25 protein-coding genes and 1 pseudogene are annotated in these 24,389 nt (G+C 64.4%); 17 read left to right on the forward strand and 9 right to left on the reverse strand.

Going from position 1 to position 24,389, the window contains the following annotated elements:
* On the forward strand, positions 1 to 1,020 hold the full coding sequence (gene fabD / locus HQ394_RS16345; RefSeq protein ID WP_190261108.1) for an ACP S-malonyltransferase: 1,020 nt from the start codon (positions 1 to 3) through the stop codon (positions 1,018 to 1,020).
* Between the two features lie 55 nt (positions 1,021 to 1,075).
* Here the strand turns inward: fabD and HQ394_RS16350 are convergent, their stop codons facing one another.
* Together HQ394_RS16350 and HQ394_RS16355 are read right to left on the reverse strand one after the other, a co-directional pair.
* Positions 1,076 to 1,885 carry a methyltransferase domain-containing protein gene (locus tag HQ394_RS16350; protein ID WP_223291654.1) on the reverse strand — a complete coding sequence of 270 codons (810 nt, stop codon included), beginning with the start codon at positions 1,883 to 1,885 and terminating at the stop codon, positions 1,076 to 1,078.
* On the reverse strand, positions 1,863 to 2,051 hold the full coding sequence (locus HQ394_RS16355; protein ID WP_190261109.1) for a hypothetical protein: 189 nt from the start codon (positions 2,049 to 2,051) through the stop codon (positions 1,863 to 1,865). Before HQ394_RS16355 ends, HQ394_RS16350 begins: the two co-directional genes overlap by 23 nt.
* Before the next feature lie 428 nt (positions 2,052 to 2,479).
* On the opposite strand from HQ394_RS16355, the gene HQ394_RS16360 reads away from it, so the two are divergent.
* From HQ394_RS16360 to HQ394_RS16380, 5 genes and pseudogenes are all read left to right on the forward strand, one after another.
* Positions 2,480 to 2,662 carry a complement resistance protein TraT gene (locus HQ394_RS16360; protein ID WP_223291655.1) on the forward strand — a complete coding sequence of 61 codons (183 nt, stop codon included), beginning with the start codon at positions 2,480 to 2,482 and terminating at the stop codon, positions 2,660 to 2,662.
* 146 nt (positions 2,663 to 2,808) lie between these two features.
* Complete coding sequence (locus HQ394_RS16365) at positions 2,809 to 3,345, forward strand: hypothetical protein (protein WP_190261111.1); 537 nt, start codon at positions 2,809 to 2,811, stop codon at positions 3,343 to 3,345.
* Between the two features lie 391 nt (positions 3,346 to 3,736).
* Positions 3,737 to 4,294: pseudogene (locus tag HQ394_RS16370) on the forward strand (acyltransferase family protein); the annotation flags it as partial.
* A 53-nt stretch (positions 4,295 to 4,347) separates the two neighbouring features.
* Positions 4,348 to 4,764 (forward strand): hypothetical protein, encoded by a 417-nt coding sequence (locus HQ394_RS21310; protein ID WP_407644755.1) that lies wholly within the window; start codon positions 4,348 to 4,350, stop codon positions 4,762 to 4,764.
* 186 nt (positions 4,765 to 4,950) lie between these two features.
* On the forward strand, positions 4,951 to 7,083 hold the full coding sequence (locus HQ394_RS16380) for an AMP-binding protein (RefSeq protein WP_190263357.1): 2,133 nt from the start codon (positions 4,951 to 4,953) through the stop codon (positions 7,081 to 7,083).
* A 33-nt stretch (positions 7,084 to 7,116) separates the two neighbouring features.
* Here the strand turns inward: HQ394_RS16380 and HQ394_RS16385 are convergent, their stop codons facing one another.
* The 3 genes from HQ394_RS16385 to HQ394_RS16395 form a co-directional block, all read right to left on the reverse strand.
* Entirely contained in the window at positions 7,117 to 8,580 is a 1,464-nt protein-coding gene (locus tag HQ394_RS16385) for a sensor histidine kinase (protein WP_190261114.1), read from the reverse strand.
* A gap of 19 nt (positions 8,581 to 8,599) precedes the next feature.
* Positions 8,600 to 10,021, reverse strand: a complete 1,422-nt coding sequence (locus HQ394_RS16390; RefSeq protein WP_190263358.1) for a dihydrolipoyl dehydrogenase family protein — start codon at positions 10,019 to 10,021, stop codon at positions 8,600 to 8,602.
* A complete protein-coding gene (locus HQ394_RS16395) occupies positions 10,022 to 10,732 on the reverse strand; it encodes a TVP38/TMEM64 family protein (protein WP_190263359.1) in 711 nt (236 codons plus the stop codon).
* 308 nt (positions 10,733 to 11,040) lie between these two features.
* Between HQ394_RS16395 and rpmH the strand changes: the two genes are divergently transcribed.
* From rpmH to HQ394_RS16445, 10 genes are all read left to right on the forward strand, one after another.
* Positions 11,041 to 11,175: a 50S ribosomal protein L34 gene (gene rpmH / locus HQ394_RS16400; protein WP_190261115.1), complete on the forward strand. Its 135-nt coding sequence runs from the start codon at positions 11,041 to 11,043 to the stop codon at positions 11,173 to 11,175.
* A 12-nt stretch (positions 11,176 to 11,187) separates the two neighbouring features.
* Positions 11,188 to 11,598 carry a ribonuclease P protein component gene (gene rnpA / locus HQ394_RS16405; RefSeq protein WP_190261116.1) on the forward strand — a complete coding sequence of 137 codons (411 nt, stop codon included), beginning with the start codon at positions 11,188 to 11,190 and terminating at the stop codon, positions 11,596 to 11,598.
* A complete protein-coding gene (gene yidD, locus HQ394_RS16410; protein WP_223291660.1) occupies positions 11,595 to 11,942 on the forward strand; it encodes a membrane protein insertion efficiency factor YidD in 348 nt (115 codons plus the stop codon). Before rnpA ends, yidD begins: the two co-directional genes overlap by 4 nt.
* A complete protein-coding gene (yidC, locus tag HQ394_RS16415; RefSeq protein ID WP_190261117.1) occupies positions 11,939 to 13,705 on the forward strand; it encodes a membrane protein insertase YidC in 1,767 nt (588 codons plus the stop codon). Before yidD ends, yidC begins: the two co-directional genes overlap by 4 nt.
* Positions 13,706 to 13,796: 91 nt before the next feature.
* Positions 13,797 to 14,495: a ribosome biogenesis GTP-binding protein YihA/YsxC gene (yihA, locus tag HQ394_RS16420; RefSeq protein ID WP_190263361.1), complete on the forward strand. Its 699-nt coding sequence runs from the start codon at positions 13,797 to 13,799 to the stop codon at positions 14,493 to 14,495.
* A gap of 56 nt (positions 14,496 to 14,551) precedes the next feature.
* On the forward strand, positions 14,552 to 15,460 hold the full coding sequence (gene argB / locus HQ394_RS16425) for an acetylglutamate kinase (protein ID WP_190261118.1): 909 nt from the start codon (positions 14,552 to 14,554) through the stop codon (positions 15,458 to 15,460).
* Positions 15,461 to 15,671: 211 nt separating this feature from the next.
* Positions 15,672 to 16,403, forward strand: a complete 732-nt coding sequence (locus tag HQ394_RS16430; protein WP_190261119.1) for a pyrimidine 5'-nucleotidase — start codon at positions 15,672 to 15,674, stop codon at positions 16,401 to 16,403.
* 70 nt (positions 16,404 to 16,473) lie between these two features.
* A complete protein-coding gene (gene dapD / locus HQ394_RS16435) occupies positions 16,474 to 17,313 on the forward strand; it encodes a 2,3,4,5-tetrahydropyridine-2,6-dicarboxylate N-succinyltransferase (protein ID WP_190261120.1) in 840 nt (279 codons plus the stop codon).
* A 163-nt stretch (positions 17,314 to 17,476) separates the two neighbouring features.
* Positions 17,477 to 18,640 carry a succinyl-diaminopimelate desuccinylase gene (dapE, locus tag HQ394_RS16440; RefSeq protein ID WP_190261121.1) on the forward strand — a complete coding sequence of 388 codons (1,164 nt, stop codon included), beginning with the start codon at positions 17,477 to 17,479 and terminating at the stop codon, positions 18,638 to 18,640.
* Complete coding sequence (locus tag HQ394_RS16445; protein ID WP_190261122.1) at positions 18,628 to 19,224, forward strand: hypothetical protein; 597 nt, start codon at positions 18,628 to 18,630, stop codon at positions 19,222 to 19,224. The genes dapE and HQ394_RS16445 overlap by 13 nt, the downstream gene beginning before the upstream one ends.
* Here the strand turns inward: HQ394_RS16445 and truA are convergent.
* The 4 genes from truA to HQ394_RS21315 all read right to left on the reverse strand — a co-directional run bounded on the left by truA (position 19,218) and on the right by HQ394_RS21315 (position 23,163).
* Positions 19,218 to 19,955 (reverse strand): tRNA pseudouridine(38-40) synthase TruA, encoded by a 738-nt coding sequence (gene truA / locus HQ394_RS16450; RefSeq protein WP_190261123.1) that lies wholly within the window; start codon positions 19,953 to 19,955, stop codon positions 19,218 to 19,220. The two genes, HQ394_RS16445 and truA, sit on opposite strands and share 7 nt — an antisense overlap.
* A gap of 89 nt (positions 19,956 to 20,044) precedes the next feature.
* The gene (fmt, locus tag HQ394_RS16455; RefSeq protein WP_190261124.1) at positions 20,045 to 21,019 is read right to left on the reverse strand and encodes a methionyl-tRNA formyltransferase; all 975 of its coding nucleotides are present in this window, start codon (positions 21,017 to 21,019) and stop codon (positions 20,045 to 20,047) included.
* Positions 21,020 to 21,044: 25 nt separating this feature from the next.
* On the reverse strand, positions 21,045 to 21,566 hold the full coding sequence (gene def, locus HQ394_RS16460) for a peptide deformylase (RefSeq protein ID WP_190261125.1): 522 nt from the start codon (positions 21,564 to 21,566) through the stop codon (positions 21,045 to 21,047).
* A gap of 109 nt (positions 21,567 to 21,675) precedes the next feature.
* The gene (locus HQ394_RS21315; protein WP_456151452.1) at positions 21,676 to 23,163 is read right to left on the reverse strand and encodes a DUF4139 domain-containing protein; all 1,488 of its coding nucleotides are present in this window, start codon (positions 23,161 to 23,163) and stop codon (positions 21,676 to 21,678) included.
* A 421-nt stretch (positions 23,164 to 23,584) separates the two neighbouring features.
* Between HQ394_RS21315 and HQ394_RS16470 the strand changes: the two genes are divergently transcribed.
* Positions 23,585 to 24,376 (forward strand): DNA recombination protein RmuC, encoded by a 792-nt coding sequence (locus tag HQ394_RS16470; protein ID WP_223291661.1) that lies wholly within the window; start codon positions 23,585 to 23,587, stop codon positions 24,374 to 24,376.
* The last annotated feature ends 13 nt before the right edge of the window (positions 24,377 to 24,389 follow it).

The raw sequence follows: 24,389 nt of genomic DNA on the forward strand, positions 1-24,389 counted from the left end.
ATGGCCACGCTAGAAGCGACCCGTCAACGCGCTGCCGGCGCGGATGCTACAGGCGAAACCCCCGCGCAGCGACGTGCCCTCGTGTTTCCTGGGCAGGGTTCGCAGGCAGTCGGCATGGGGTGTGAGCTTGCAGCGGCGTTTCCGGCCGCCCGCCGTGTGCTGGCGGAGGTCGACGACGCGCTCGATCAACCGTTGTCGCGGTTGATGGCGGAGGGTCCGCAGGACGAACTGACGCTGACCGAGAACGCGCAGCCGGCGTTGATGGCGGTGAGTATGGCGGTGCTGGCGGTGTTGCGCGAGGAACATGGCATCGGCGTCGAGCAACTCGGCCGCTTCGTTGCCGGTCATTCCCTTGGCGAATATACCGCTTTGACTGCTGCCGGCAGCTTCAGCATCGCCGACGCCGCACGACTGTTGCGCATTCGCGGCCTTGCCATGCAGCGGGCGGTGCCGGTGGGTGAAGGGGCGATGGCGGCGTTGATTGGGATCGAACTCGATGTTGCGCATGAGATTGCCCGCGAGGCGACGCGCGACACCGTCGACGGGGCGGTCTGCGTTGCCGCCAATGACAATGCGCCGGGCCAGGTGGTGATCAGCGGCAGCCGTGTCGCCGTGCAGCGCGCCGTCGAAATTGCTGCGCTGCGTGGCGGTAAACGGAGCGTGATGCTGCCTGTGAGCGGCCCGTTCCATTGTCCGTTGATGGCGCCCGTCGCTGACGTGATGGCAGACGCGTTGGCGCAGGTGCAGATCGGCGTGCCGTCGCTGCCACTGGTGGCCAATGTCACCGCCTCGGCCGTGACCGCGCCGGACCGGATCCGCGCCCTCCTCGTCGAGCAGGTCACCGGGATGGTTCGCTGGCGGGAGAGCGTGCTTTACCTGTTTGAATCCGGGGTCACCGAACTACTGGAGATTGGCACCGGCAAGGTGCTGTCTGGTCTCGCGCGCCGCATCGACAAGCGAATGAGCGGGACTGCCGTCGGCAGCCCGGCCGACATGGCCGCACTCGTCGCCACTCTCTGAGCAAGACCCATCCGGGCCAAGGCGAACCTGCCGGCGAGGATGTCGCCGGCAGTATCTAGCGGCGGGCAACGATGAACAGGCGGCGAAACGGAAACAGGGTGACGCCACTGCTGCGCATCGGGTAGGCGGCGGCAACGCGCGCGCCGTAGTCGGCAAGAAAGTGCGCCTGTTCGTTTGTATCGAGGGCAGCCAGCAGCGGTCGCAGCGCCGTGCCGCTGGTCCAGGCTACCACCGGGTCCTCGCCCTCGAACACCTGCCAGTACACGGTTTCCCAGATATCGACCATGCGCACCAGCGGCAGCAGCAGGTCGGCGTACCAGTCCGGGCGGGCGACCGGCCGGCGGCGCACGAGAGGAATCAGTCTGTTACGCCATGGCCCGGCCTCGATCGTCTCCACCATGGCGGTGTGCGAGGGTTCGTCGAAATTGCGTGGCATCTGTATCGCCACCACCCCGCCATGCGAGAGCCAGCCGACAAGACGGTTGAGTAGGGTGGCGTGATCGTCGAGCCATTGCAGGGCAGCATTGGAAAACACCAGATCGATCGGGCCATCCGGTGTCCAGTCGTCGATGGTCGAATCGACCCATTCGACGGAAGAGGGAATTCCTCGCGCCTCCGCCAGCATTGCCGGTGACGCATCCACGCCAACCACTCTCGCCAACGGCCAACGTCCGGCAAGGCGGCGGGTGATGCTGCCGGTCCCACAGCCCAGATCGACGATCACGCCAGGATCGACGTCTTCGATCCGTTGCAGCAGATCGTTCGCCGCACGCTCACGCTGCTGGGCAAAGCGGCAATAAACGTCCGGCTGCCAGTCGTCTATCCGCGTGTTCTGTGGCGCGCTAATGGGCGGATTGCTGATCAAAGACCTGTTTTATTTGCAGAAAGTTGAATAGAACCGTGCCGATAAAAAAGAAGATGCCAGTGTAATACATTACGTCATCTTCGGTTTTCGACGCAATGTACAGTGCGATTAAACCAATGATCGCCGCCAGCAGTCCCACGACCCAGCGCCCCAGATCCTTTGGCATGGTCTTTCTCCCTTCCCTAAGCCGCGGGCAAACCTGCGGCATTCGCCGTCGCCGTGCAAGGCCTTTCCACACAATGGATGCGCGTCTCGCGGATGATATCTCGGAGATGCGGGTCGGGAAGGATGCGTGTTCCGAGGCGATCGTTCATTGGCGATGGGCGGATGAAAAGTCTGTGGGCTACCAGCCATGTTCACCTTGTCATCGCCGGTGCGCTTGCGCAGCATTTGTTCTGGTGGCGGTAAGCTTGTACTTTTCGAAGAAGTTATTCCTTCTTATTTAATGGATATGGGAGAGCCGTCGCCGATCCACGGCGGCGGCAACTTAACTCAATTTACTCGATTTAACTGTGGGTTCGCGGAGGGACTATGGACCGGGCATTACGAACGAAGTGCGGCGACACAAGGCTCGCCGCGTTTGCGAGCGCGCTGATGTTGGTGGGCACACTAACCGCCTGCGAGGGGATGTCGACGGGCCAGCAGGGCGGGATGGCCGGAGCCGCGTTGGGGTCGGGCATCGCCATGGTTGCTGGCGGCGGCGTGGCGACGACGGTTGGGGCCGGGCTCATCGGCGGGGCTGTTGGCTATCTCGGTGGCTCAGCCGTCGGCCGGTAAGTACCGGGCGTCCTTATTTTAAACCACATAGCACACTGACAGGTCGCACCATGAGAACATGGAAGCCTTTGTTGCAAGGCCTACTGGGGACATTTGCTGTTGCGTTCCTGCTGCCGGGCGCTCCCGCCCGTGCGCAGGAACTTGGCATGAGCTTCGACCAGGCGTCATTTGTCACCTGTCGTGAGGCGCAGGCGATGCCGAGCGAGAGTCGCGTTGCCCTCACTCTCGCCCTCGTGGAGCGCGCTGCGGCTGCCTATGGCGTCTCTTACGTCCAGGGGAGCGCCCTGGACAATGACATCGCCACCATGTTGCGCGCCGGCTGCACCGTCTATCCCAACGCCTACCTGCTAACGACGGCCTCGATGGCGGTTCGCCGCGCGGCAAACCTGCCGCCGCTAGGCACTGCCGTCGCAACGCCAGTCCCCTTCGAAACCGCAGCCTTTCTGACCTGCCATCAGTATGCGCTGATGAGCAAAGCGCAGCAGGATGACCTGCAGTTCGCCCTCGCGGTTACTGCCGGCAATCACTATGGCTACCGGTTCGAAAACACCCCGAGCGCGCGGGCGAAACTGTCTGAAGGCCTCACGCCGCTGGTGCAGGGAACGTGTCGGCTCGTTCCCGACTTCAGCATCTACGGGATTGTTGCCCGCGCTGTCGCCGCCGCGGCCGGCAACGACAGCTAGCAGGCGCCGTTCGATGCGGCCTCGATCCCAAGAGGTCGCCTGCCCAAGAGGTCGTCTCTGATGGAGGAGGCGAGCTTCCCTGACCGCGGAAGCCAGTGGCGACTCCTGGCCAGTGGAAGCGGGCGAATTGAGCGGATCCGTTGCGCTTCGGGTTCGCTCGCCTCGCTCCTTCCGACCCCGCGGCCTTCCGTCTCGGGGCTGTGACGCCGAGCACAGCGTCGGCCGCTGCGATCAGCATACCATCGCCATCGTAGCCGTTCCTGACTGCATCTGCCTCAGCCAACGACCGCCTCGCTCCGCTATGCCGTCGCTGCTGGCGTTTGCCGGGCGGCAGAGAGCGGCCGATCGGCATTGGGGCGACGGCCAGATCGCCCGCAGGGAGATGTTGGTGATGCAAAACGATCGCTTGGCCTGGGTTGATTGCGCGAAAGGCATTGGCATTACACTTGTCGTTTATACGCATGTCCAGATGGGCGTCTTGGCCGCTGGACTTGCACCTGACGATGACATCTTTGCTTGGGTCAATTACGCCTTGTTTCTGACCCATATGCCTTTGTTTTTCTTTCTTTCCGGATTATTTGTCGGCCGAAGCATCGAAAAAGGCAGCAAACATTTTCTCCTCTCCAAGATCCAGACGGTGGTATATCCCTATTTTCTCTGGAGCTTTGTCCAAGGTGCGATTCAGATCACCATGGCCGGCAGCACCAACAACGTGGTGCATTGGGGTGATCTATTCGTGATCGCCTGGAAGCCGTTCATGCAGTTCTGGTTTCTCTATGCGTTGTTTCTGGCGCAGCTGGCGGCCCTTCTTCTCTACCGGCATAAGCCCCTGCTCATCGCTTTGGCGCTGTTGGCCTACGCATGCCGTTCTATCGCTCCCGGCATTCTCGGTGATGCCTGCTACCAGCTTCCGTTCTTCGTCATCGGTATGCTGCTGGCCGATCGGGGGCACTGGACTGGCCGGTTGGGGTCGAGCGGCGTGAGACGTGGGGCACGGCCCTGCTGGCGGCGGCTTTTGTCGCCTTCACCGCCGGCAGCGGTCGCATCAGTGGCCTTGACAGCATCGCCTGGATCTCCTTGCCTGCCACCTTGGTGGCAGTCGCTCTGGTGTTGTGGATCGCCAGGGCCCTCAACGGCGCGGTGGCCACGATGCTGCAGGTGCTGGGCCGCGCGTCGATGACGATCTATGTCCTCCACACCATCTGCGGCTCGGCGACGCGCATCGCCCTGCTCAAGCTGGGCGTCTCCTCTGTCCCTGTCCTGCATCTCGTCGCCGGTACTGTGGTCGGCCTGTTGGGGCCGCTGTTCATCCATCATTTGCTTGAACGCACCAACCTGTTGCCGTGGGTCGGGCTGGCCATGTTCAAGCGCAGTCCGCGGCGTCATCCGCCGGTTGCGTCGCTCTCGGCTGGCGTATGAAACGTCTGGGGTAAATCGCGGCATTGCGTCCAGCAGGGTTCGCCACGGTTGCCGCTGTTTCTGGACGAGGCAGGAACGAAACTGCGATAATCGGAGCACGTTCGATGCCATAACGATAACGCGGACCAAAGGATGGGGGATTTCAAGCAGACGGCGGCAAACTGGCTGCGCCGCGCCGGTGCGGCCATGTTTCGCCTGCTCTATCGTCTCGAGGTTAAGGGCTGGGAGCACTACGAGGCAGCGGGGCCGCGGACGCTGATCGTCGTCAACCACACGTCCTACCTCGATGCGCCACTGCTCGTGGCGCTGTTGCCTGACCGCCCCAGTTTCGCCATCAACCCCTACATCGCCCAGCTGTGGTGGGTACGGCCATGGCTGCGCATGGTCGAAGTGTTCCGTATCGACAGCACCAACCCCATCAGCACCCGGACAATGATCCACCTGGTTCGCCAGGGGCGTCGCTGTGTCATTTTCCCCGAGGGGCGGATCACCCAGACCGGCGCCCTGATGAAGGTGTACGAGGGGCCAGGGGTGGTTGCCGACCATGCTGACGCGGCGATCCTGCCGATCCGCATCGATGGTGCCCAGTTCACCCCCTTCTCCCGGCTACAGGGCAAGGTCAGGCTCCGCTGGTTTCCGCAGATCCGCATCACCATTCTGCCGCCGACCCGTCTCGACATCAGCGATGCCTTGAAGGGACGGGCACGACGCCGTGTCGCCGGACGCCAGCTCTACGACATCATGGCGGAGATGGTTTTCCACACCGGCGATCGCCACCAGACCCTGTTTGGGGCCCTTCTCGATGCCAGTCGCACCTATGGCGGTAAGCGGCAGATCGTGCAGGATTTGGAACGCTCGCTCACCTATCACCGCCTGGAGGTCGCAAGTCTCGTCCTCGGTCGTCGTCTGGCGGCGATAACGCGTGCCGGCCACCCGGTGGGCCTGCTGCTGCCGAACGCGGTGGGAACAGCCGTCACCTTCTTCGCCTTGCAGGCTTTTGGCCGTTCGGTGGCGATGCTCAACTTTGCCACCGGGGCAGCGGCGGTAGTCTCTGCCTGTCGCACCGCCTGCCTTGAAGTGGTGCTGACGTCGCGTCGCTTTGTCGATCGCGCCCGGCTGGAAAGCGTGGTGGCCGCGCTTGAGCCCGTCGTCCGCGTCGTCTACTTGGATGATATTCGCGACGCGATCGGCCCCGGCGAACGGCTGCGCGGCCTGCTGGCGCGTTTCAGGGCGAGCGCGATTCACCGTCGCCACGCTAGCGATCCGCACCAGCCCGCCGTCATCCTGTTCACCTCGGGCACGGAAGGGTTGCCCAAGGGCGTTGTCCTCAGCCACCACAACATCCTCGCCAACTGCCGCCAACTGAGGACGTGCGTTGACTTTCTGCCCACCGATACGGTGTTCAACGCGCTGCCACTCTTTCATGCCTTCGGCTTGACCGCCGGCCTGATGCTGCCAATGACCGCGGGAGTTCGCTGCTTCCTCTATCCAACACCGCTGCATTATCGGATCGTCCCGGAATTGGTCTACGACACCAATGCGACGATCCTTTTCGGCACCGATACGTTTCTTGCTGGCTATGCTCGCGTTGCTCACCCTTATGACTTCTATTCCATTCGCTATGTGTTTGCCGGGGCGGAAAAGCTGCAAGCCGAGACCCGCGCCACCTGGGCCGAGAAGTTCGGCATCCGCATTCTCGAGGGCTACGGTGCGACCGAAGCCGCCCCGGTGCTGAGCGTCAACACGCCGCTTTATTACAAGGCGGGGACAGCGGGGCGGTTCCTGCCGGCGGTGGAGTACCGCACGGACGCCGTGCCGGGCCTCGCCTCCGGGTCGCTGCTGCAGGTGAAGGGGCCCAACATCATGCTCGGCTACCTACGGGCGGACGCACCGGGCGTGCTGCAACCGCCGCAAGATGGCTGGTACGACACCGGTGACGTGGTCAGGATCGACGACGAGGGCTTTGTTACCATCCTCGATCGGGTCAAACGCTTCGCCAAGGTGGCCGGGGAAATGGTGTCGCTGGCGGCGGTCGAGGACTTGGCGNNCGGGGGGGTGTGGCCAGAGGCGCAGCACGCCGTGGTCGCTCTCGCCGATGCCCGCCGCGGCGAACAGCTGGTGCTGTTGACAACGGCAGCCACGGTCTCACGCGACCAGTTGCTCAGTGCTGCTCGCCAAGCGGGCATGGCCGAACTGATGCTGCCACGGCGGATCGTCATCGCCGATCGAATTCCCCTCCTGCCCAGCGGCAAGACCGACTATCGCGGCGCCCGTTGCGAGGTGATGCGGGTATGCGGCGAGGACGCCGGCGAAGCGTGAGCGCTGACAGCAGCTGAGAGGCGTGTCGGGCTTTCAGCTGGCTTTGCGCAGCCGATGGCCAGGAAACTCGATGCGGAAGGTGGTACCGTCCTTGCCGGTTGTCGCCAAGGTCANACTTCCCCCGTGCGCGATGACGATTTCGCGCGCGATGACCAGGCCAAGGCCGCTCCCGTTGATGGCACCTGAGGCAAACGGCTGAAACAGTCGCGTGACCACGGACTCGGGGATGCCGGGTCCGTTGTCGCGGACCAGGATCGCGGGGCCGCCGTGCCGCGGTTCCGTTTCGAACCGCAGTGTCGTCGCACCAGCCTGCCGGGCGTTGATCCCGAGGTTCATGAACACGCGATAGAGCTGTTCCCGGTCAGCAGTCAGCGCCACCGAATCGACGCACACGTCGATGTGCTGCAGCCCTTTGCCGTCGTGCGCCGACGCCTGCAGCGAATCGGCAACATCGGTCAGCAGCGCCCTGAGGCTGATGCGGGTTTCATGCAGTACCGGTTGCTCGCTGCGGACATAGTCGAGCGTCCGCCCACACAGGTCGATGGCCCGATCGATGGCGCCAACGAGCCGCGGCACCAGCCGCTGCACCTCCGGATCGTCGATGGCAGCGAGCCGGTCCGAGGCGAGCACTGCCGTCGCCAGTGTGTTCTTGAGATCGTGATTGATCTTGGCCACGGCAGTCCCCAGTGCCGCCAGGCGCGTTTTCTGCAGCAAGGCCAGGCGCAAATCGCGCTGCATTGCCGCCAGTTCACGCTGGGCGCGGCCGATTTCGTCGTTGCGGGCGAGTGGTCGGATGGCGGCGGTCGCGTCCTCCGGAGCCGAGTGGAAATGCATGATGCTCTCGATGATCTGGCGCATCGGCTTAACCAGAAGCAGCTGCAGGCTGACGAAAACGAGGCAGGCAGTAATGAACGAGATAATCAAGGACAGAGCAAGAATTCGCCATGAATAGGCGTACATGGCTTCGCGCAGCGGCTTTTCATCAAGCAGCACCTCGATCGTGGCATCCGGTTGGCGCGGCGAGGGACCGATGACGCGGAGGACCCGATTATGCCGCTGTAGCAGCGTCCAGAGGGCATCGCCGATCCAGTTGACGAACGTCTCATGGCGCAAATCGGAGGTGAGGTCGATGGCCTCGGGGACGCGGCTGCTAAGCATCAGCATCCGGCGGTCAGGCGCCTTGAGCACCACCGCGCGTACGCCCGCATGATAGAGGAGTTCGCTCTCCAGACTTTCGCCGACCCGGTTGTCGGAGGCCGCCTCCAGTGCCAGGACGGCGAGGTGGGCCTTGGCAATGCGGTCCTGCAGGTAATCAAGGCGGAAGCGGGAAATCGATGGAACGAAGACCAGCACCTCTGCCAGCATGACGAAGGCAGCCGTCAGCGCGAGGAGCCGTGCGGACAGTCCCATTGACCAGTGTTGCCGCTCGTGCGGTGTTTTCTCCATAGTTTCGGGAGTATAGCGCAACCGCTGCCATAGGTAGCAATTAGCGAGCATGGTGCGTAGCCGAGGTGGATTAGCCGAGGTGCGCGAGCAGGCGGACGATGCGTCTGGTGGCGGGACGGAACAGCCAGTCGGCGAAGAAGCGGCCGGCCGCCTGCTTGTTGATCTCGCCAAAGGTCGGATAGGGGGCGAGCATGGTGGCGATCGCGCCGATCTTCAGCCGCTGCTGCATCGCCAGCACCCAGGGGTGGATCAACTCGCCGGCATGGGCGCCGACGATCCCGGCGCCGAGGATGTGTCCTGTCGGTGCCACGATAATCTTCGCCATCCCCTCCGTCTGCCGCTCCGCCTGGGCCCGGTCGTTGTCGGCGTAGGCGGCGCGGAGAACGCGGCAGGTCAGACCGCGTGCGGTTGCCGCGGACTCGGTCAAGCCCACCTGAGCCAGCTCCGGCTCACCGTAGGTGACATGGGGCAGGGCGCGATGATCGGCCTTTGCCGGCCAATGGAACAGCGCATTCTTGAGGACGACGCTGGCGTGGTAAGCGGCGGCGTGGGTGAAGCGATCGCGGCCGATCACGTCGCCGATGGCGAACACGCGGCGATTGCGGGTGCGCAGCCTGGCATCCACGTCGATCCCCTGCGGCGTATAGTCGATACCGGCGGTGGCGAGGCCGAGCCCTTCGACGTTCGCCCGGCGTCCGGTGGCGATCAACAGGTGTGAGCCGTCGATTCGTCGTGCCTGTCCGTCGTCGACGATGTGGACGCTGATCAGGCCCGGGTCACCCTCGATCCGCTCCACCTCAACCCCCTCGATCACCTCGATCCCGTCGGTACGCAACCGCCGCCGCAGCACCGCCACCAACTCGGGATCGTCGCGCGGGAGCAGCGCCGCCGTCTCGATAATGGTGACGTGGGCGCCAAGGCGTTGGTACGCCTGTGCCATTTCGACGCCCGCCGGTCCGCCGCCGATGACGACGAGATGCGCCGGTACCAGCTGCAGATCGAAGATGGATTCGTTGGTCAGGAAGGGCGTCGCTGCCAGGCCAGGAATCGGCGGGATGGCCGGCCGCGAGCCGGTGGCGATGACGAACCGCCGGGGGCGGACCACGCTCGTACCGGCGATGACGTCCCTGGGACCTATGAAGCGGGCGTCGGCATGGATCACCTGGACGCCGAGGCCGGCGAACCGCGCTACCGAATCGTGTGGGGCAATCGCTGCGATCACCGTCCGGAGGTGCTGCTGCACGCGTGCCGCCTCGACACGGGGGGGCGCAAGGTCGATGCCAAAGGCAGCGGCACGGGATGCCCGGCTCGCCGCCTGTGCTGCGGCGAGCAGCGACTTGGATGGCACGCAGCCATAATTGAGGCAGTCGCCGCCCATGCGGTCGCGCTCGATGAGGACCGTTACCGCTCCCATCTGCGCCGCGCCGGCGGCAACGCTGAGACCGCCCGAGCCGGCGCCGATGACGCAAATATCCGCTTGGATCGNCGGAATTCATTGACGACTGTCCTGCCGTGCGGCCGCCTTCTCGATACGGTACCGTCGATGTCGGCAGGCTACCGGGAGGAGGGAGAGGATGGCCAGTCCCAACAGCGGCAGCAGAACAGGCGGGCGCAAAACAATCGCCAAATCCGGCTCGCTGCCGGCATCAATGATGGCACCGATACCGCTACCGACGAAAGCGTAGACAATGCTGCCGGGAATGATGCCGAGCAACGTTCCGAGGAAGAAGATGGGCAGGCTGACACCAAGAAACGCCGGCACCAGATTGACCAGCCAGAAGGGGAAAAGTGGCGCTAGGCGGAGAAAAAGCATGTAACTGAATGCGTTGCGCTGAAACCCGGCTTCCATCAAGGCAATAGCGCCGCCGGCCTTGCCGCGCAGAAACCCACTGAAGGCATAACGGGCGGTGAGAAATATGATCGTCGCCCCAACCGTGGCCGCGACGACCGCATAGACCGAGCCGACGAGGGGCCCAAAGAGGAAGCCGGCCACGATGGTCATCCAGACGGCGCCCGGCAAGGAAAACGCTACGACAGCGGTATAGATGACGAAAATCAGCATCGCCGCCACAACCGGGTGAGCCTCGCGCCAGCCCAAGAGCAGTTCCCGGTGATCGCGTAGCGTCGACAACGACAGATAGTCCTGCAGGTCGAAGGCGATGCAGGTGATACCCCGGCNCAGCATGAGTGCAAGCGGCAGCATGCGCCAGAGGGACGGTGTTTCCTGCGGCTGTTGTGGCGGCGGCGCGGCGCGCGCACCGGCTTCGCCAGGTAACTTCGGGTGATCATCCACGATTGTTAAAGATAGCGATCTACGGTCGATATTAGCTATACACGACGGCTCACCATTCCGTGACGGTGCGAAACATTCCGCCCTGGCGATTTCGCCTGCCGGAGGGATGACAGGGCAGGGCGGACGGGTCACTGCGGCACACCAAGTCGCGGCGGTACGATTGACTCGGCCTGGGTGAGACCGTATACAGCCTCGCTCTTAAATTCAGGAGAGTCGACGTGAAGCGCACTTTTCAGCCGAGCAAGATCGTTCGTAAACGGCGACATGGCTTCCGCCAGCGGATGTCCACGGTCGGCGGGCGGCGCGTCCTGGCCGCACGGCGGTCTAAGGGGCGTAAGCGCCTGTCGGCGTGACGCACGAGTGCGTTGGGACTTCCGCATCTAAAGCGTCGGGCGGAATATCTGCGGGTCGCGCGCGACGGCCACGTGTGGTCCACCCACGGCTTGGTGCTGCAGATGCGGCGGCGGGACAACGGTGACGGCATGACCACGGACGAGGCGGCGTCCCGGCTTGGGATTACCGTCAGCCGCAAGGTCGGCAATGCGGTGAAGCGTAATCGCGCCCGTCGCCGGTTGCGTGCCGCGGCCGATCACGTGTTGCCGACGAGCGCGCTGCCGGGGGTAGACTACGTGCTGATTGGCCGCGTCGAGACTATCCAGCGTCCGTTTCCGCTGCTGGTGGAAGACCTTGAGCGAGCCCTGGCGCGGCTGCATGCCGGCGGTGGGCGCCGTTCCAACTTTTCGCGCGCGAGGAAGCCGTCCGGAGCCGTCCGGTGATATCGCCGGCGAAGGGAGTTCTGTTGGCGCTGATCCAGGCTTACCGCTATGGGATCAGCCCGGTGTTGCCCGCCTCTTGCCGCTTCTACCCCAGTTGTTCCGCGTATGCGCTCGAAGCCGTGCGGCGTCACGGAGCGCTACGAGGGGCATGGCTGGCGCTGCGCCGACTGCTGCGTTGCCACCCCTGGGGTGACTGCGGGCATGACCCGGTTCCCGAACTGTCCCGAACGCGGATTTGCGGCGGGCCGGTACGACCTCAGCGGGGGTTGGATCGCCACTGGCTGTTGAGTCCACCTGCGGGGATTGCCGGGGCGGACGACGGTAAACCTGGAACGCACGTATGACCGATAATAAAAATCTTCTTCTGGCCGTCGTCATCTCGCTCCTGATCCTTTTCGGTTTCCAGGCGGGATACAACCACTTCTTTCCCAAGCCACCGGCACCTGAGCAGACGGAGCAGGCCGATAAGGCGGCAGCGACAGCGCCGGGAACGCCGGCAGTGCCTGCCGGGCAGGGCGTCGGCGTGCAGCGGCCAGGGGCGCCAGGCGCATCGGCGTTGTCAGGCGCCGCAGCGGCGCCCGGCGTCCTCTCTCGCGCCGATCTGGTGAAGCGCAGCGGTCCTCGCATTCGTATCAATACGACGCGCATCCACGGCTCGGTCGCGCTGACCGGCGGGCGGCTTGATGACATTACGCTGGCGCAGTATCGCGAGACCCTTGATCCCAACAGCCCCGAGATCGTGTTGTTTTCGCCGTTGGGCGCGCAGGATGCCTATTTTGCCGAAACCGGCTGGGTACCCGTGGGCGGCGCGGTCGCGGTTCCCGGACCGGATACGGTATGGACCGCCGACGGCGACGAACTGACGGACCAGAAGCCACTGACCCTGACTTGGGACAATGGCAGCGGCCTGATCTTTCGGCGGACGATCGCCGTCGACGATTATTATATGTTCACGATCAGGCAATCGGTGGAGAACCGGGGCAGCGCACCGGTGACCTTGGTGCCTTATTCCCTGGTGGCGCGGTTCGGCGAGCCGCCGGTGAGTGGTTACTTCATATTGTTCGAGGGGCCGCTCGGGGTTTTCAACGGTACCCTCGATCAGGTGTCATACAAGGACCTGCAGAAGAAGGGGACGGTTGCGCATCAGACCACCGGTGGCTGGATCGGCATCACCGACAAGTACTGGATGTCGGCGCTCATTCCCGATCAACAGGCGNNCCCTGTCGACGCAAGGTTCGTCCACCAGCGACCGAACAACATCAACCAATACCAGGTTGATTTTATCGGGGCGCAGCAAACGGTGGAGCCGGGAGCGACGATCGAGAGTGGAAGCAAGCTGTTCGCCGGCGCCAAGATCGTGACCCTGATCGACCGATATGCGCGTGAATACGACATCAAGCGCTTCGATCTCGCCATCGATTGGGGCTGGTTCTACTTCCTCACCCGCCCGATGTTCTACGCCCTTAACCACATCAATCAGTGGGTGGGCAACTTTGGCGTCGCCATCCTGCTGCTGACCGTCCTCGTCAAACTGCTGTTTTTTCCCCTGGCCAACAAGTCGTACCAGTCGATGGCGAAGATGCGCAAGCTGCAGCCGGAGATGGTCAAGCTGCGCGAACGGTTCGGCGACGACCGGACGCGGGTGAACCAGGAAATGATGGCCCTCTACAAGCGGGAGAAGGTCAACCCGGCGTCCGGCTGCCTGCCGATCGTGATCCAGATCCCGGTCTTTTTCTCCCTCTACAAGGTGCTTTTCGTCACCATTGAAATGCGTCATGCACCTTTCTTCGGCTGGATTCAGGATCTGTCGGCGCCTGATCCCACCTCGGTCTTTAATCTGTTCGGCCTGATCCCGTGGACGCCGCCAAACTTCCTGATGATCGGCGCCTGGGCACTGATCATGGGCCTGACGATGTTCCTGCAGCAAAGGCTCAATCCACAACCGCCCGACCCAATTCAGGCTAAGGTGTTCATGGCGCTGCCCGTCGTCTTCACCTTTATGCTCGCACACTTTCCAGCGGGCCTGGTTATCTACTGGTCGTGGAACAACACCTTGTCCATTATCCAGCAGTGGGTGATCATGCGTCGCGCGGGAGCGAAGGTGTAGGACAGCCGACGTGGCCACGATGGACCGTGGCGAGGGTGGCATGCGGCGGGAGGAAGCGGCGGTGACGGACCTGCCGACCGAGGAACGCCAGATGGCATCGGCTGCGGAAGACCCGGCGGCTGACGGGGCGCTGGCGGCAAACCTGGAGCGGGGGCGACACCTGTGCGCCCAGTCCTGCCAGTTTGTCGCCGCGGCTGCCACGGTGGCGCAACTCCCGGCGGCTGGCTTGCCGGAAGTGGCGTTTGCTGGGCGATCGAACGTCGGCAAGTCGAGTTTGCTCAACGCGCTGACCGGGCGGCGAACCCTTGCCCGCACTTCGCACACCCCCGGCCGCACTCGGCAGGTGAACTTCTTCGAACTTGCCGGCGTGATGATGCTGGTGGATCTGCCCGGGTACGGCTACGCCGCGGCGGGGAAAGAGGCCGTCGGCAACTGGACGCGTCTGGTGGAGGCGTATCTGGTTGGCCGCCCGTCGCTGCGCCGGGTAATGCTGCTGATCGATTCGCGCCACGGCCTGAAGGATCTGGACCGTCGCGTCATGACCATGCTCGATCAGGCGGCGGTCTCCTATCAGCTGGTGCTGACGAAGAGTGACAAGGCGACGATGGGCGAACTGGCGCAGGCGATGAACGGTGTCGCCGATATTCGCGCCGTGCATACGGCATTGCATCCGCAGGTGCTGGCGTCCAGTGCGCGCACCAGTGCCGGCGTTGCCGAGCTGCGCGCGGTGCTTGCCAGTCTCGCCGACTGGCGGCCGCCGGCAGCGACCGCTGCCGACGTCGCGCCATAACCTCAAGTGGCGAAATTAACGCTGGAAAATCGGCGTCTGCTGCGTACAGTCCGGCCATGACTGAAACTCGACAACACACCCGCGAAGAATGGTTGGCACAGGCGCGGATCTTATCCGAAGCCTTGCCCTATATGCGCCGTTACACCGGCGCCACCTTTGTCATCAAGTTCGGTGGCCACGCCATGGGCGATCCAGGTCTGGCGCAGAGCTTTGCCCGCGACGTGGTGCTGTTGCGCCAAGTGGGGGTCAACCCGGTGGTGGTGCACGGCGGTGGGCCACAAATCGGCCGCATGCTCGATCGCCTGAAGATCAAGAGCGAGTTCATTGACGGCTTGCGGGTAACCGACAAGGAAACCGTCGAAGTGGTGGAGATGGTTCTTGCCGGATCCATCAATAAGGACATCGTTGCTGCGATCAACGCTGCGGGCGGGCTTGCCGTCGGCCTGTCGGGCAAGGATGCCAATCTGTTGCGGGCGCAGCGGCTGCGTCGGACCAAGCGTGACCCCAACTCGAATATCGAGCGCATTCTCGATCTCGGCTTGGTTGGTGAGCCAACCGAGGTCAACCCGCACATCCTCGGCTTCTACGAGCGATCGGATATCACCCCGGTTATCGCGCCGATCGGTGTTGGCGCCAACGGCGAAACGTTGAACGTCAACGCCGATACGGCGGCAGGTGCCATCGCGGCAGCAATTAGCGCCAAGCGGTTATTGATGTTGACCGACGTGGAAGGCGTGCTCGATGCTGAGGGTGCACTCATCGGTGAAATGACCGCAACCGAGGCCCGACGGCTGATTGCCGAGGGTGTCATCAGTGGCGGCATGATTCCGAAGGTTGAAACCTGCCTCGATGCGGTTTCGCAGGGGGTGGAAGGTGCGGTGATCCTGGACGGACGGGTACCGCACGCGCTGCTGCTGGAGTTGTTCACCTCCCACGGTGCTGGAACGCTGGTCAAGGCCGATTGAGCGGCCGGTGCCGGCGCCTTTCGTTGTGCCGGCACCCGCCCAAGACGCGCGGCCGGACGATCACGGTCTGCCGATCACGGCATGGCGATCACGGCCTGACGAACGACGCCGAACAGGCTGTGACGCGCGCCTTTCGCGGATTGGCGCATAAGGAGGCTTGCCGTTTCGGCGTCAGCGCGTCACACCTCAGCGCATGGTGAGCCGCCCATCCATGCAGTCTGTTGGGAGCGAAGACGCGTATGCGCAGCTACGTCGTTGCGCCACCTGGATCTTCGACCTGGACAACACGCTCTATCCCTGCACCATCGGTCTGTTCCGGCAGATGGACGAACGCATGCGTGCCTATATCGCCGCCTTCCTCGGTATGGATGAGGCCGCCGCCTTCGCTTTGCAGAAGGACTACTTCCACACCTACGGCACGTCACTGCGTGGCTTGATGAATCACCACCAGATGGACCCGGCACCGTTTCTCGCCGATGTGCACGACATCGATCTGAGCCTGCTCGAAGCCGATGTCGTCCTGGAACAGGCGTTGCGGCAGTTGTCCGGGCGCAAACTGATCTTCACCAACGCCACCACCCGGCATGCGGAGCGGGTGCTCGATCGGCTCGGTATCGGCCATCACTTTACCGGCATCTTCGACATCGTCGCCGCCGATTACCGGCCGAAGCCGACGTTGGCCGCCTATCACGCGCTGATCGACCAGTTTGGCATCGATCCACGCGATGCGGTGATGGTGGAAGACATGGCGTTGAATCTTCGCCCGGCAGCGGAACTTGGGATGACGACGGTCTGGGTGCGGACCCTGTCGGAGCACGGCCAGATGGGCAGCGACGGCGATCACATCCATCATGTGGCGGACGATCTGCGCGACTGGCTGCAGGCAGTCACCGCGGTCACGGTTGCCAGTGGCCAGGATACGGCCGATGGTTCCGTGGATTGACAGCGCGAGCCGCGTCTCGCATGGTCTCGGCACAAATGAAAACAGCGCCGCTGGACGAGGTCAGTCAACAATGAAAAGCCCGCTCGAAGCCGCCATCGATGCCGCCTGGGAGCTGCGGAGCGAGATTGGACCAGAGTCCACCGGTCCGGTGCGCGACGCCGTCAACGAAGTGCTCGAATTGCTCGACAGTGGCAAACTTCGCGTCGCCGAGCCGGTGGATGGCGACTGGCGGGTCAACCAGTGGCTGAAGAAGGCCGTCCTGCTGTCGTTCCGCCTGTCGCCGACGCTGCCGGTAGANGGGGGACCGGGGCCCAGTTCCTGGTACGATAAGGTCTCGCCGAAGTTTGTCGGCTGGAGCGCCGAGCGGTTTGCGGCGGCGGGGTTTCGCGCCGTCCCCGGCTGCCATGTCCGCCGCTCCGCCTACATCGCGCCCGGCGTGGTACTGATGCCCTGCTTCATCAATGTCGGCGCGCACGTGGGCGCTGAGTCGATGATCGATACCTGGGCGACGGTGGGCTCCTGCGCGCAGATCGGCCGACGTTGCCATATATCCGGTGGTACCGGGATCGGCGGGGTGCTCGAACCGTTGCAAGCGGGGCCAGTCATCATCGAGGACGACTGCTTCATCGGCGCCAGGGCAGAGGTTGCCGAAGGCGTGCGCGTCCGCCAGGGCTCGGTGCTGGCGATGGGAGTCTTTATCGGTGCCTCGACCCGCATCGTCGATCGCACCACTGGCGAGGTCTATTACGGTGAGGTGCCGCCGTACTCGGTGGTGGTGCCAGGCGCCGTGCCGAGTAAACCCTTCACCGATGGCCGTCCCGCTCCCTCGCTTTACTGCGCCGTCATCGTCAAGCGGGTTGACGAAAAGACCCGTGCCAAGACATCGATCAACGAACTCCTGCGGGACTGAGCGACCAGGCAGGCGATCACCACGGCAATGCTTGCCAGAGTGGGCACCCCTTCCCCAGAATGGGGCCTATCCCTCATGACGCATGTGCGCCGTCGGGTGGAACGCCCGGCCTTGCGGCGGCTCCTGGCGTGTCGCCGTTCCTGCCGAATCGGAATGATCCGCCGTGGTTGACCCGGTCGAACTGACGCAAACCCTGATCCGATGCCAAAGTGTCACGCCTGTTGAGGCGGGGGCGCTGGATGCGCTCGAAGCCGTTCTGCAGCCACTGGGATTCATCTGCCACCGCCTACTCTTCGGCGAGGCAGGACCGCAGCAGGTGGACAACCTTTACGCTCGCCTTGGCAGCGAAGCGCCCAATCTGTGCTTCGCTGGCCACGTGGATGTGGTGTCACCCGGCCTCCGGGAAGCATGGAGTGTTGACCCCTTCGCCGGCTCGATCGCCCACGGACGCCTTTTCGGACGTGGCGCCACCGACATGAAGGCGGCGATCGCCTGCTTCATTGCCGCGGTGGCCGCATTCCTCGACGAGCGCGGCCGCAACCTGAATGGCTCGATCAGCCTCCTGCTCACCTGCGACGAGGAGGGGCCGGCGGTGAATGGCACGGTGAAGGTGCTGCAATGGCTTGCCGCACGCGGCGAGCAACTGGACGCCTGCGTCGTCGGTGAGCCCACCAACCCGCGCATTCTGGGTGAAATGGTCAAGATCGGTCGCCGCGGCAGCATGAATGGCTGGCTTACGGTGCAGGGTGTTCAGGGGCATGCCGCTTATCCGGAGCGGGCGGATAATCCGATCCCGCGTCTGCTGCGCATGCTGCAGGCACTGACCGAGCAACCACTCGACACCGGTTCCGCCCATTTTCAGCCATCGACACTGACGATGACCTCGATCGACGTGGGCAATCGCGTCACCAACATCATTCCAGCCGAGGCGCATGCCCAATTCAATATTCGCTTCAATGACCTGCACACCGCCAGCTCGCTGCGGGAGTGGCTGACGACGCGCTGCGACAGCATCCCTGGACGTTACACGCTGCGCACCGAATGTTCAGGTGAAGCCTTCGTCACCGAGCCCGATCGTTTAACCGAACTGACCGTGGCGGCCATTCGCCGCGTCACTGGCCGCAAACCCGAACTGAGCACCTCTGGCGGCACCTCAGATGCCCGGTTCATCAAGGATTATTGCGCCGTGGTTGAATTCGGCATGCCGGGCGAAACCGCCCACAAAGTAGACGAGAATGTCGCCCTCGACGATATCCTCGCCTTGACCGCCATCTATCGCGCCATGCTGCACGCGTACTTCGATCGGCGTGGGACATGCCTGGTCTGAGCGAGATCGTTGCCTCGCTCTACGGGGCGTGGCGGCTGGCCCGATTCGATGCGCGAGGCCTCGCCTCCTTTACCACCACACTTGCCGGCTTCTGGCGGTCATTTTTCGCTGCGGTGATCGTCGCACCGCTCTACGCGCTGTCGCTGATGATGCCACTTGATGATACGGCGGGAGTGCCGAGGGGCTTTGGCTTCGCCCTGGTGGAAATCGTCGCCTATGTGGTCTCCTGGGTGGCCTATCCGGTGGCGGCGGAATGGCTCAGCCGGCGACTGCGGTGCCGCGATCGGCTGATTGCCTACCTGACTGCCTACAATTGGTCGACGGTTATCCAGCATGCGATGATTGCATCGATCATCATCGCCACCGGCGCTGAACTCATCTCGCTGCAGGCGGCGCAACTGATCTGGCTGGTTGCCACCAGTTATCTCCTGGCCTACGTCTGGTTCATCGCCCGGACGGCACTGGCCATCCCGCCGTTCGTGGCGGCTGCCTTCGTCGCGGTCGATCTGCTGCTGAGCTACGCGATCGGCAGCGTTGCGGCGACGATCGAGGCGACGCTGATCCACGCAGCCAACGTTCAGTAGCGGACACTGACCAGGTAAAGACCGTCCGGCGGTGCCGTCGGTCCGCCAGCGGCACGATTGCGGGCGGCAAGGGCAATGCCGACTTGTTCAACCGGCCAGCGGTGCTCTCCCACCAGGCGCAAGGTACCGACGAGAATCCGCACCTGATTGTGCAGGAACGAACGCGCGCGCGCCTCGATCAGCACTTCGTCGTCGCGACGCTCCACCCGCAGGCGATCGAGCGTTTTCTCCGGCGATGGCGCGTGACACATGGTGGAGCGAAACGTGGTGAAATCGTGCGCACCCTCCAGGATCGACGCGGCCTCGGCCATGGCGCCGAGGTCGAGGGCAGCGCGCACCCACCAGACTCTCCCACGGCGGATCGCCGGTGGCGCCATCCGGTTCAGGATGCGATAGCGATAGCAGCGCTCGGTGGCCGAAAAGCGGGCATGAAAGTCGGGGCTGACCTCTGCCGCGTCGATCACCGCGACCGGTGCCGGGCGCAGATGGAAGTTGACGGCGTCGCGCAGCGTTGCCGTCGCTACGGGCCGCACCAGATCCAGATGCGCTACCTGGCCCCAGGCATGGACGCCGGCATCGGTCCGCCCGGCGGCGACGATGGCCGGCCGCTCGCCGCAGAAGCGGGCGACAGCCGCCTCCAGCGCCGCCTGCACCGAAGGGCCGTTATCCTGGCGTTGCCAGCCGACGAAGGGAGAGCCGTCGTATTCCACAGTCAGGCGATAGCGGGGCATCGTCCTCTCGCTTGGCCTGCTCGGCGGCGTTGGTGCCGCGGCGGCGGTTAGGATTGTTGCGTAACGGCGCTGCGTGCCTTACGCCGCCATCAACGGAAGCGGGTTCCCGCCGGCAGTGGATAACCGCGCAACAGCGCATCGGTCGGCATCGGTGCCCGGCCGGCTCGCTGCAGCTTGCACAGTCGCAGTGATCCCTCACCACAGGCGATGGTCAGCCGATCGTCGATGACCGTTCCAGGTGGCAGCGCTGCGGGCGGCAGCGTGGTCGGCGCACCGATGGCCGCGGCCAGGACCCTGATCCGTTCGCCCGCGTGTTCGAACCACACGCCCGGCCAGGGATTGAGCGCTCGCACCGCGCGCTCAAGCGCTGCTGCTGGCTGGGTCCAATCGAGTCGGCCCTCGTCGCGTTCGAGTTTATGGGCATAGGTCGCGCCCTCCGCCGACTGTGGCTGTGCCTCCAGCCGGCCGGCGGCGACGCCCGCAAGTACGTCCACCATCATCCGTGCCCCCAGTGCCGCGAGGGTATCATGCAACTCGGCCGCCGTGGTCGTCGCTGTAATCGGCACCGCCTCGACGCGGAAGATGGCGCCGGTGTCGAGGCCGCGGTCCATCTGCATGATGGCAACCCCGGTTTCGTCATCGCCGGCGAGCAGTGCGCGTTGAATTGGTGCCGCACCGCGCCAACGGGGAAGCAGCGAGGCGTGCACGTTGAGGCACCCCAGCCGCGGGGCATCGAGAATCGGCTGTGGCAGGATCAGGCCATAGGCGGCGACGATGGCGGCATCGAGGCCGAGGCTGCGGAAGCTTGCTTGTTCGTCCGCCGTCTTCAGTGATGTCGGCGTCCGCACCGGCAGGCCATGCTCGGCGGCAAAGCGGTGCACCGCTGACAGCTGCGGTTTATGGCCCCGCCCGGCCGGTCGCGGCGGCTGGGTGTAGACGGCCGCGCACCGATGGCCGGCCGCCAGCAACGCGGCCAGCGTCGGCAGCGAAAACTCGGCACTGGCCATGAAGGCGAGGGTGAGCGGCGCAGCTGCAGCGCGGGCGCCGGCTTCGTCGCCGTTCATCCGCAAGCAGCCATGGTCACCGGCCTCATTCGGCCGCCGCCACCTGCCGCTTCGCCTTTGTCAGCTTGCGCAGGATGATGCCGCGCTTGAGCGACGACAGGTGATCGACGAACAGCGTCCCGTTCAGATGGTCGATTTCGTGCTGCAGGCACTTGCCGAGCAGACCGTCGGCTTCGATTTCCTGCGGCTGATCGTGCTCGTCGCGATACCGAACGCGGACCCGCGCCGGCCGAGTTACCTCGGCGAACTGGTCGGGCAGCGATAGGCAGCCCTCTTCGCCGGTCGATCGCTCGCCCGAGTGCCAGAGAATTTCCGGGTCGGCCAAGCGCATCGGTTGCCCCGGTTCGTCGGGGCCTGACACATCGACGACGATGACACGCTGCAGGATGCCCACCTGCGGTGCCGCGAGGCCGATGCCGCTTGCCCGATACATGGCCGCGAGCATGTCGTCCATCAGTTGACGCACTGCGTCATCGACACAACCAACGGCGGCCGCCGGCTGTTTCAGGCGGACATCGGGAACAATGAGGATTGAACGATCAGGCATCGGCGGTAAGTCTGAGTTGCGCTTGCATCGTTGAAATAAAGGGGCCTGGACGCACGGCGTCAAGCGGCAGCATGCGCGTCGCCGTTCGGTACATCAGAAGCGGACGTCATCAGAGGCGGATGCGCACCTTGTAGCTCAGTTCCACCTCGCCGTCGGTTGGCACGCTGAACAGCCAGACGGCGCTGTTGGCACTGACCTTCTGATGCGGGGTGCTCTCGGTGATGATTTGCCAGTCACCGGGCAGCGATTCNNGACGAATTCGGACGTCTGCCGTCCGGTCCTTGGCGTTTTTCACCGTGATCGCATAGGTGGCCTCATACAGGCTCTGGGCGGCATCGAGGCGGTTGAAGGCCGTTTGCCGACGGCTGACGGTGATGTCGAAAGCCTTGCCGGGCTCCAGTTCCACCCGCTCGCCCACTGGCGTGTGCTCAATCTTGTCCTCACCGATCAGTCGCGGCGAACCGCTGGAATCGGCGACGTACACCCGGGCGATCCCTGCCGGCAGTGGTACGCCAGGTCCTTGCCCCGCGTCGCTGCGCTCGCCCTCTTTGCTGCTGGTGTTGACGAAGCTGATCTGCAAGGTGGGATGGCTGCGCTCGACACCGTCGCTGGCGGCGGTGGGATAGGGATTGCCGGTGCTGACGTAGACCACTTGTGCCGGCACCTCAGCGGTGGCAAACAGCGGGATCTGCCGGGTCTCGTTATCCGCAAGGGTGATCGGCAGCGGCAGCACGTAGAGGTGCGCATCGCCAAGCGTCTCACGCTCCGGGGCGCCGGGGACAGGGGCGGCGGCCATGGCCATGTCCGCCTTCGCTGCGGCGCGTGGTCGCGGTGCCGGTGGCGGCGCCTCCCGGTTCACTTCGCCGGCCACCAGCGCCACCTTCGCCTCAGGGAAGCCGATGCCACTGGCATTACTGAGGATCGCCCGGCCATTGACGGCGAGGCGCTGGCGCACCGGATCGAACGTCAGCGCATAATCGGCACTCCAATCGACGCCGCCGGCGAGATAGCTGAGATCCACCGGACGCCGCCCGGCGGTCGGGGCGTCGATGTTGGCAAGCAGCGTCGGTCGCAGCCGCANGGTCGGGGGAACCGCGTCGAAGACCAGCCGCTCCGGCCGCCCGGTCTCGATCCGGTCGGCGAAGCGCAGGACGAGACCGCCGGTCGTTGTCAGCACCGTTGCCCGTTCGCGGCTTTCCTCGCCGGTTTTCGGATTGGTGCGTATGACGCCCACCTCCTTGCCGATGAATTTCTGCAGCAAAGCCTCCGGCGATAACACCGCAAGATCGTAACGGACGCCGAGAACGCGTGCGTCGTCGCTGGTGACGATGACGCTGGCCGGGATCAGCCGCGGCGCCACGCCTTCAAGGGCGACTTCGGACAGCCCCGCCGGCAGATCGGCAGTGCGGCGCTCACGCACGAACGCGACGCCGTCGTCATAGGCGGTGAGCTGCAGCCACGTGCGCGCCGTCGCCGGCACCGTCACCTCGCTCGCAGCCGTGCTCGCCATCGGAAAGAACCCCGCTCCCAGACATACCGAACCAAGGTACATCGTGCCAAGACACACCGCTCGTCCAAGACGCCACAGAGCCCGCATTGCCCGCTCCTCCGCGCGGCACCGATCGGCCGCCGACGGAAGTTTGCGTTCTCGTTGCCGCTTCGGCAAGCTGGCGCTTATGAGTGCCCTGTCGCTACCGCAGCCGGGATTGATGATCGGCCCGGAAATTATTCTTGGCGGCGTCGCCGGTTTCGCCGTCGCCGTTTTTTTTGCGTTGGTCGTCCTTGTGCTGCGAGCGGAGCGGGGGCGGGCGGAAACGTCGCAGCAGCTGGCGCGCGTTACTGAATTGAGCGAGCGCCTGGCCACGACGCAGGCNGCAGCTCTCAGGGCGGCTGCAGGAAGGACAGAGTGGCGTGAGCGATCGCCTGGAGACGCTCTCGCAACGCTTGGCTGATGGCCTGGTGCTGCAGACCGAACGCACGCAGAGCCAGCTTCGTCTNNGCTGTACGAACGTCTGGCGGTGATCGACGTTGCCGGGCGGACGATTGATTCCCTGGCGGCGCAGGTGGGCGGCTTGCAGGCGCTTCTGGCCAATAAGCAGGCGCGCGGGGCCTTCGGCGAGGTCCAGTTGCATGATCTGGTCACGGCGATCCTGCCGGCCGCGGTATGCGCCTTTCAGGTCACGCTGACGAACGGCATGCGCGCTGATTGCCTCATCCGCTTGCCGGCACCGCCGGGACCGATCGTCATCGATGCCAAGTTTCCGCTCGAGAGCTATCGTGCCATGCAGGCGGCAGGTGATGAGGCGGTGCGCAGCCGGGCGGCGCGCGGCTTTGCCCAGGACGTGCTACGGCATGTGCGGGACATCGCCGCCAGATACATCGTCCGCGGCGAGACGGCGGATTCAGCGCTGATGTTCCTCCCCTCTGAGGCGATCTATGCCGAATTGCATGCCAATTTCGCCGCCGTGGTGGAGGAGGCATTCCGCCTCAAGGTATGGATTGTCTCGCCGACAACGCTGTGGGCGACGCTGCACACGCTGAGTGCCGTGCTGCGCGATGTGCGGCTGCGCGAACAGGCGAGCGTTATTCAGGACGAACTCCGGGCGTTGGCGGGGGACCTGGGACGGTTGGGCCAACGGGTTGGCAATCTGCAGCGACATTTCGCCCAGGCGCACGATGACATCCGCGAGGTTGGCATCTCCTGCGACAAGGCGATGATGCGCGCCAGCCGGATCGATCTGTCGAGCCTGCAAACTGGCCAGCAAACGGCCCAAGCGCCCGCGGCGACGGATGGCGTCGGTGGTGAGTAACGCTATGGCTGCG

The sequence above is a fragment of the Defluviicoccus vanus genome (assembly GCF_014672695.1).
Taxonomy (GTDB): Bacteria; Pseudomonadota; Alphaproteobacteria; order Rhodospirillales; family Defluviicoccaceae; genus Defluviicoccus; species Defluviicoccus vanus.